We start from the raw sequence: 9,851 nt of genomic DNA, 5'->3' as shown, positions 1-9,851 counted from the left end.
GACACCTCACGCGCCACCAACGACCCCACCGACAGCACAGGAACACCCGCACCATCAGCCACCTCCAACACCAACTGGCCCTTAGCCCCGCGCACGATCCGCACCCGCACCACAGACGCACCCGCCGCGAACAACGACACACCCGTCCACGAGAACGGCAGTACGGTCTCGCCCTCGCCGGTGAGGAGGACGGAGTGGAGGGCTGCGTCGAGCAGAGCGGGGTGCAGACCGAACCGGCCGGCATCCTCATGGGCTTCGTCGGGGAGAGCGACCTCGGCGAAGATCTCCTCACCCCGCGTCCAGACAGCCTTCAGCCCCTGGAACACCGGGCCATACCCGTACCCCTGCTCCGCCAACCGGTCGTACGCGCCCTCGACCGGAACCGACACCGCGTCGGCCGGCGGCCACGCCACCAGATCGAAATCGGATGCGGGAACCTGCGGGAGAAGGGCGCCCTCAGCGTGCAGTGTCCACGGGACGTCCCGGTCGCCCAACGGGCGCGAGTGCACGCCCACGGCACGCGCACTGTCAGCGGCCGGAGCTCCGACCACGACCTGGACCTGCAGCGCCTCGGTGTCAGGAAGAGTCAAGGGCGCCTGAAGGGTCAGTTCCTCCAGAAGGCCGTACCCGACTTCCTGCCCCGCCCGGAGGGCCAGCTCCACCAGCCCGGTTCCCGGCACCAGCACGGTGCCCAGCACACTGTGATCAGCAAGCCAGGGCTGGGTGGTCAGGGAGAGGCGGCCGGTGAAGACCACTCCCCCGTCGGGCAGGCCGACGGCCGCACCCAGGACCGGGTGATCGGCCGGCACCAGACCCAGCGATTCCGGATCCGCCCCGGCGATCGCAGGAAGCGCCCAGTAGTTCTCGTGCTGGAAGGCGTAGGTGGGAAGGTCGACGCGCTGGGCTCCGGTAGGCGCGTAGAACACGGCCCAGTCGGGGCTGTGGCCGACGGTGTGCAGCCGCGCGAGCGCCGTGACCAAGGCCTCGGGCTCACTCTGCTTGCGCCGCAGACCGGGCACGAACACGGCGTCATCATCTGCGGCATCGGCCAGGGCGTTCTGGGCCATGGCGGTGAGGACCGCGTCCGGACCGACCTCCAGGAACACCGTGACCCCGGCAGCCGACAGGGCACGCACTCCGTCCGCGAACCGCACAGCCTCGCGGACATGACGCACCCAGTACTCAGCCGAACCCAGAACCTCCGCCGTCGCCAGCTCACCGGTGACGTTGGAGACCACCGGGATACGAGCCTCACCGAACGACACGCTCTCCGCGACCGTCCGGAACTCGGCCAGCATCGGCTCCATCAACGGCGAGTGGAACGCATGCGAGACCCTCAGACGACTCGTCTTACGACCCTCCGCCTCGAACCGAGCCGCAACCTCCAGCACATCCGCCTCGGCACCGGAGATCACCACCGCATCCGGACCGTTCACCGCAGCGACACTCACCGCATCCGACGTCAGATACGGAAGAACCTCGTCCTCAGAAGCACGGATGGCAACCATCGCACCACCAGCCGGCAGGGCCTGCATCACCCGCGCCCTGGCCGCAACCAGCCGCGCCGCATCAGCCAGCGACAGCACACCCGACACATGCGCGGCCGTCAGCTCACCCACCGAATGACCCGCCAGGAAGTCCGGGCGCACACCCCACGACTCCAGCAACCGGAACAACGCCGTCTCAAAGGCGAACAACGCCGGCTGAGTGAACTCCGTCCGACCCAGAACCTCCGCGTCCTCACCCCACACCACATCCCGCAGAGGCGTAGACAGATGACCATCCAGCTCAGCGACCACCGCATCAAACGCCTCAGCGAACACCGGGAAGGACGCGTGAAGTTCACGCCCCATCCCCACCCGCTGCGCACCCTGCCCCGTGAACAAGAAAGCAGACTTGCCCGTACGCACAGCACCCACAGCAACACCGCCCGTGCCACCCGCAGCAAGGGTCCGCAGGCCCTCGACCAGCTCCTCCCGCGTCCTGCCCACCACCGCCGCACGATGCTCGAACCCAGCACGCGAGGTCACCAGCGAGAAGCCGACATCCACCGGACGCACATCAGACCCAGCCACCCGGTCCAGCAGACGCGCGGCCTGATCACGCAACGCCTCCGAACTCCGGCCCGACACCACCCACGGCACCACCGGACCATCCACCACCGGCTCAACAGCAGCGGCCGGCTCCTCCACCACCTGCTCCAGAACCACATGCGCGTTCGTACCGCTGATCCCGAACGACGACACCGCAGCCCGCCGCGGCCCCTCCGTCGCCGGCCACTCACGCGCCTCCGTCAACAGCTCCACCGCACCCGCAGACCAGTCCACCTGATCCGACGGACGATCCACATGCAACGTCTTCGGCAGCACACCATGCCGCATCGCATGGACCACCTTGATGATCCCCGCAACACCGGCGGCAGCCTGCGTATGACCCATGTTCGACTTCACCGAACCCAGCCACAGCGGACGCCCCTCCGGCCGGTCCTGACCGTACGTCGCCAGCAACGCCTGCGCCTCGATCGGATCACCCAGCGTCGTACCCGTACCATGCGCCTCCACCAGGTCGACGTCCCTGGTGGTCAGTCGGGCGTTCCGCAGTGCTTCCTGGATGACGCGGCGTTGCGAAGGTCCGTTCGGGGCCGTGAGTGCGCTGCTGGCGCCGTCCTGGTTGACTGCCGAGCCGCGTACGACCGCGAGCACCGGGTGTCCGTTGCGCCGCGCATCGGAGAGCCGCTCCACCACCAGGACGCCGACCCCCTCACCCCAGCCCGTACCATCAGCCGCCGCCGCGAACGACTTGCACCGACCATCCGCAGCCAGCCCACGCTGACGACTGAACTCCACGAACGTCTCCGGAGTCGCCATCACCGTCACGCCACCCACCAGCGCCAGCGAACTGTCCCCCGACCGCAACGACTGCACCGCCGAATGCAACGCCACCAACGACGACGAACACGCCGTATCCATCGTCACCGCCGGCCCCTCAAGACCCAACGTGTACGCCACCCGCCCGGACACGATGGAGCCGGTCGCGCCGACGTCCGTGTAGTCGTGGTACATCACGCCCGCGAACACACCCGTTCGCGAGCCGGCCAGCGTCGACGGAACGATGCCCGCCCGCTCGATGGCCTCCCACGACACCTCCAGCAGCAGCCGCTGCTGCGGGTCCATGTCGTGAGCTTCCCGGGGGCTGATCCCGAAGAAGGCCGGGTCGAAGCCGGCAGCCCCGTGGAGGAATCCCCCGTCCTTCGTGTAGGTCTTCCCCGGCTTGCCCTGCTCGGGGTCGTACAGGCGATCGGTGTCCCAGCCGCGGTCCTTCGGGAATGCGGATACCGCGTCCCTGCCTTCTGCCGCCAATCGCCACAGATCCTCGGGGGACTCCACACCGCCCGGATAGCGGCAGGCCATTCCCACGATGGCGATCGGCTCGGTGTCGTGCTGCTCCTTGTCCGTGAGGCGCTTTCGGACGTCCCGTAGCTCAGCAGTCGTACGCTTGAGATAGTCGAGAAGTTTCTCCTCGCTGCTCACCAGTCACCCCACTGAATTCGTCCACGGCCGAAGGAGTTCACGTCGGCCCAGGAATTCCGAATGCCAGGAAATGCAGCGAGCATCGCCAGGGAAAGCATCCGGCCATAAGAGCCGATTCACCGATAGCGACGCTACTGAGTGCGCCGAGGGGCGGCCAACCCCTAGCCGCCCCTAGGGCGCGACCTGCAATCCCACCGAGTCGGGACATGGAATGGCGCACCACCGTGCACCGCCACGTCCGCTCCGGAGCTCGGTGGGGGGACCGAGTGGCCGGGGGGACGTGTGCCGCCTGAGCTGGCAGGCGATTCGGTACACGGTGGTGCGCAGTCGCCTTCGGTACGGGGGGAGGCACCGAAGGGGTTGAGGGGCGGCCCAGAGCAAGGGGTGCGCCGGGCCGCGGGTTATCCCGCAGGAAGCACGGCCGGAGGAATATCTCAGTTCCGGGCGTCGAGTTCGGAATCGAGAATGCCGAAGAGTTCGTCGGCGGTCACGGAGTCGAGATCGACCTCGCCCTCCTCCGATGCGGTGCCGTCGGCGGAGTTGTCCGACCAGCCGGCGGCGATGCCGCGCAGCAGATCGGCGATCCGGGCGCGATCACTCTCGTCTGCGGCGACTTGGGCCATCATCGATTCCAGTTTACGGATTTCGGCCTCCAGCAGATCGGTGCCGTTCTCCGCTTCTCCACCGAAGAGCTCGTCGAGCATATAGCCGACCACGGCGGTGACCGACGGATAGTCGAAGACGAAGGTTGCCGGAAGGCGGCGGCCGAGCAACGCGCCGATTCCGTTGCGGAGCTCCAGCGCCATCAGCGAGTCGATTCCGGCATCCATGAATCCCCGGTTGACGTCGACAGCTTCGGAGCGTTCATGGCCCAGGACCTTCGCCACCTGCGACCGCACGAGGGCCAGCAGCTCCTGACGCCGTGCCTCGGCATCCGCCCCTGCGAGCCGACGGCGCAGCTCGTCGCCCGAAGCCTCCTGCCGCGTCCCCGAGGCGGCCTCGGCGCGCCGGGGCGGAGTGCCCACCAGGCTGTGGAACACGTGGGACAGCGTGTCCCGGCGGCGCCGTAGGGCCGGCAGGTCGAGGCGCGCTGCCACCAGCTGCGGAGCGCCTGAGGACACTGCCGCGTCGAGCAGGGCGAGCCCGGCCTCGGCGGGCAGCGCGGCGACTCCCAGGCGGGACGTGTCGTCGGCGGCGAGATGGCCGGTCATTGCGCTGTCCTGTTCCCACAGCCCCCAGGCGATGGACTGCGCGGGCATGCCGTGGGCGTGGCGGTGGGCGGCCAGGCCGTCCAGGAAGGCGTTGGCCGCCGCGTAGTTGGCCTGCCCGGGGTTGCCGAGGGCGCCGGCGACCGAGGAGAACATGACGAATGCCGACAGATTCAGGCCGGCGGTCAGCTCGTGCAGGTGCCAGGCCGCGTCGGCCTTGGGCGCGAACACCCTGGAGAGGCGTTCCGGCGTGAGGCCGGTGACGACGCCGTCGTCCAGGAGACCGGCCGCGTGCACCACGGCGGTCAGCGGCTGCTCGGCGTCGAACTCCTTGAGCAGGGCGGCCAGAGCCTCTCTGTCGGAGACGTCGCAGGCTGCGACGGTCACCTGGGCACCCGCGGCTTCGAGCTCCGCGGCCAGTTCCGTCGCGCCGGGGGCGTCAGTGCCCCGGCGGCTCACGAGCGCCAGGTGCCGCACCTGATGTACGGCCACGAGGTGGCGTGCCACCACCGCGCCGAGGCCGCCTGTACCACCGGTGACGAGCACCGTGCCGTCGCCGAACGGGGCCGAACCGGCATCACCGGAGCTCCCGGCCTCGGAGACCGTACGGACCAGTCGGGGCACACGTATCCGGGCGCCCCGCAGCGCGACTTCGGACTCTCCCGAAGCGAGGGCGAACTGCACCGCGCCGGGCAGCTCATCGGCCGATTCGGAGTCACCGGAACCGTCCGCCGGCCCCTCCAGATCGGCCAGGACGATCCGGCCGGGATTCTCCGCCTGGGCGGCCCGGACCAGCCCCCAGACTGCGGAGGCGGCGACATCCGTCACCTCCTCGCCCTCCACGGAGACCGCACCTCGTGTGGCGATCACCAGCCGCGCGTCGGCGAGCCGCTCATCGGTCAGCCACCGCTGCAGCACCTCCAGCACGCCGGCCGTGACCTCGTGCGCCGCAGCCGGGAGAGCTCGCGTGCTCTCCCCCTGTCCCTCGCCCACAGGGTTCGCCGGGCAGGTGTACACCAAGACCTCTGGGACGTCCGCGTCCACCGCAACGGCCTGGTCGTCGACCACGTCGGCCCAGGACGTCAGCGACGGGGCAGCTGTCGGCACCGCGAATTCCGCGGTCCAGTCCAGGTGGTGCAGCGGATCGACTCCATCCGCGTCCGTCCCACGCAGCTGGTCCGGATCGACGGCCCTGGCGGCCAGGGCCTGGACCGACAGCACAGGGCCACCTTCGCCGTCCGCCACTTCGATGAGGGACACACTGCCCTGTTGCACCAACCGCACCCGCAGGTCGGCCGCTCCCACGGCGTGCAGGGCAACACCGCTCCAGGAGAAGGGAAGCATTGTCCGGCCGTTGTCCTCGGCGCCTTCCTCGTCGTTGCTCTCGCTCGATCCGGTCAGCAGCACGGCGTGGAGGGAGGCGTCGAGAAGGGCGGGGTGGAACCCGAATCGACCGGCGTCCGCGCGGGCCTCCTCGGGAAGCGTCACCTCGGCGAAGATCTCCTCGCCCCGCTGCCACACAGTCTTCAGTCCCTGGAACACCGGGCCGTACCCGTAACCCTGATCAGCCAGCCGCTCGTACGCTCCGTCGACGGACACGGGCTCGGCGTCCTGCGGCGGCCACACCGTGAGGTCGAAATCGGGTGCGGGAGCCTGTGGCAACAGGATCCCTTCCGCGTGTTGCGTCCACGGAGCCTCCCGGTCGTCCTCCGCGCGGGAGTGCACACGCACCACCCGCGCCCCGTCGTCCCCGGCAGCACCCACCGCGACCTGGACCTGCAGTCCGACGGATTCCGGCAGTACCAGCGGTGACTGAAGCGTCAGTTCCTCCAGCAGGCCGCACCCGACCTCCTCACCCGCACGCAGCGCCAGCTCCACCAGGCCCGTCCCCGGGACCAGCACGCTGCCCAGGATGTTGTGGTCGGCAATCCAGGGCTGGGCGGTCAGGGAGAGGCGACCGGTGAAGACCACTCCCCCGTCGGGCAGGCCGACGGCGGCGCCCAGGACCGGATGGTCGGCCGACGCCAGCCCCAGCGATTCCGGATCACCGTCGGTGACTGCGGGGATCGACCAGTAGTGCTCCCGCTGGAAGGCGTAGGTGGGCAGGTCGACGCGGCGGGCTCCGGTGGGCGCGTAGAACGCCGCCCAGTCCGGTGCGTGGCCGACCGTGTGCAGCCGCGCCAGCGCAGTGACCAGCGCCTCGGGCTCACTCTGCTTGCGCCGCAGGGCCGGCACGAACACCGCGTCGGCAGCGGAGTCCTGCGCCATCGCGGTCAGCACCGCGTCCGGGCCGGCCTCCAGGAACACCGTGACCCCGGCAGCGGACAGCGCACGGATGCCGTCGCCGAAACGGACGGCTTCGCGGACATGACGCACCCAGTACTCAGCCGAACGCAGATCCTCCGAGCCCGCCACCTCACCGGTGAGGTTGGAGACGACCGGGATACGGGCCTCGCCGTACTCGACGCTCTCCGCGACGGTGCGGAACTCGGCCAGCATCGGTTCCATCAGCGGCGAGTGGAAGGCATGCGAGACCCGCAGGCGACTCGTCTTACGACCCTCGCCCTCGAACCGGGCCGCAACCTCCAGCACCTCGCCCTCGGCACCGGAGATCACCACCGCGTCCGGACCGTTCACCGCAGCGACACTCACCGCGTCCGAGGTCAGATACGGAAGAACCTCGTCTTCGGAAGCCCGGATGGCGACCATCGCACCACCAGCGGGCAGGGCCTGCATCAACCGCGCACGCGCAGCCACCAAACGCGCCGCATCAGCGAGCGACAGCACTCCCGAGACATGCGCGGCCGTCAGCTCACCCACCGAATGCCCGGCCAGGAAGTCCGGGCGCACACCCCACGACTCCAGCAACCGGAACAACGCGGTCTCAAAGGCGAACAACGCCGGCTGAGTGAGCTCCGTCCGACTCAGAACCTCCGCGTCCTCGCCCCACACCACATCCCGCAGAGGCGTAGACAGATGCACGTCCAGCTCCGCGACCACTGCATCGAATGCCTCAGCGAACACCGGGTAGGACGCGTGGAGTTCACGACCCATCCCCACCCGCTGCGCACCCTGACCCGTGAAGAGAACCGCCAGAGCACCGGCAGAACGTGAAGTCCCCCGCACCACACCGGAGCCTTCACGGCCCTCCGCCAAGACTCCCAAGGCGGACAGCAGTTCATCACGGTCACGGCCTACGACCACTGCACGCTGATCGAGCACCGCACGCGAGGTCACGAGCGAGAAGCCGACATCCACCGGACGCAGATCAGACCCAGCCACCCGGTCCAGCAGACGCGCAGCCTGCGCCTTCAACGCATCCTCACCGGCAGCCGACAGCACCCACGCCTGCACCGGGAGCTCTTCGGATCGTTCGCCTTGCGCAGGCTCCTCGTCCGGTGCCTGCTCGATGATGACGTGGGCGTTCGTGCCGCTGATCCCGAACGACGACACCGCAGCCCGACGCGGACCATCCGTCTCCGGCCACTCACGCGCCTCCGTCAACAGCTCCACCGCACCCGCAGACCAGTCCACCTGATCCGACGGACGATCCACATGCAACGTCTTCGGCAACACACCATGCCGCATCGCATGAACCACCTTGATGATCCCCGCAACACCAGCGGCAGCCTGCGTATGACCCATGTTCGACTTCACCGAACCCAGCCACAGAGGACGCCCCTCAGCCCGACCCTGCCCATACGTCGCCAGCAACGCCTGCGCCTCGATCGGATCACCCAGCGTCGTACCCGTACCATGCGCCTCCACCAGATCCACATCACCGGTGGCCAGACCCGCATTCGCCAACGCCTGCCGAATCACCCGCACCTGCGACGGACCATTCGGAGCCGTCAGACCATTACTCGCACCATCCTGATTCAGCGCGGAGCCCCGCACCACCGCCACCACCGAATGCCCCAGACGCCGCGCATCCGAAAGACGCTCCACCAGAAGCATCCCCGCACCCTCACCCCACGCCGTCCCATCCGCACCCGCAGCAAACGACTTCGCACGCCCATCCGCAGCCAACCCACGCTGACGACTGAACTCCACAAACGTCTCAGGAGTCGCCATCACCGCAACCCCACCCACCAACGCCAAATCACAATCACCCGACCGCAACGACTGCACCGCCGAATGCAACGCCACCAACGACGACGAACACGCCGTATCCACCGTCACCGCCGATCCCTCAAGACCCAGCGTGTAGGCGATACGGCCGGAGACCAGGCTGCCTTCGTTGGCGCCGGCCGAGTAGTCGTGGTACATCACACCCGCGTACACGTTCGTCCGGGAACCCGCCAGCGTCGACGGAACGATGCCCGCCCGCTCGATGGCCTCCCACGAGACCTCCAGCAGCAGCCGCTGCTGGGGATCCATCTCGTAGGCCTCACGGGGACTGATCCCGAAGAAGTCGGCGTCGAACCGGGCCGCGTCGTGCAGGAAGCCGCCCATGCGCGTGTACGACTTGCCCGGCGTGCCCGGCTCGGGATCGTAGAGCCGTCCGGTGTCCCAGCCACGGTCGGTCGGGAAGGGCGAGACCGCGTCACGGCCCTCGGCAACCAGGTCCCACAGGCCTTCGGGCGACTCCGCGCCACCTGGGTAGCGGCAGGCCATGCCCACGATCACGATCGGATCGTCGTCGGCGATCGCCTGGCGCACGACCACATCGCCCGCGGCCTGCGAGGCTCCGCTCTCCGACAACTCGGCGTCGAGGTAAGAGGCGACGGCCCGCGCACTCGGGTAGTCGAACACCAGAGTCGCAGGGAGCCGAAGGCCTGCTGAGGCATTGAGGCGGTTGCGGAGCTCCACTGACGTCAGGGAGTCGAAGCCGAGTTCCTTGAAGGCACGGTCCGCCTCGATGGCATGGGCCGTGGCATGACCCAGCACGCCCGCGACCTGTTCCCGGACCACCTCCAGGAGCAGCCGCTCGCGCTCCTCCGTACCGAGACCGGACAGCCGAGCCCTCAACGCACCCGACGAAGCGCCCGAACGGGCCACCTTGCGCACCGCAGGCACCATGTGGCGGAGGAGGTGAGGAACGGTGGCCGGCTGGGACCGCAACGCCACCAGATCCAGCGGCAACGGCACCACGACCGCCCCACCCACAGCC

The 9,851-nt window shown here is 68.9% G+C and carries 2 protein-coding genes; both read right to left on the bottom strand.

The window, feature by feature from the left end; all coding sequences use genetic code 11:
- A partial coding sequence (locus tag ACWCQM_RS40530; protein ID WP_450920069.1) for a type I polyketide synthase occupies positions 1 to 3,530 on the bottom strand: 3,530 nt, incomplete at its 3' end.
- A gap of 434 nt (positions 3,531 to 3,964) precedes the next feature.
- Positions 3,965 to 9,748: an SDR family NAD(P)-dependent oxidoreductase gene (locus ACWCQM_RS40525; protein WP_450920068.1), complete on the bottom strand. Its 5,784-nt coding sequence runs from the start codon at positions 9,746 to 9,748 to the stop codon at positions 3,965 to 3,967.
- Between the last annotated feature and the right edge of the window lie 103 nt (positions 9,749 to 9,851).

The organism is Streptomyces sp. NPDC002125 (assembly GCF_053593715.1).
The sequence above is the reverse complement of the archived record's forward strand: the minus strand, read 5'-3'. Positions and strand labels throughout refer to the sequence as shown.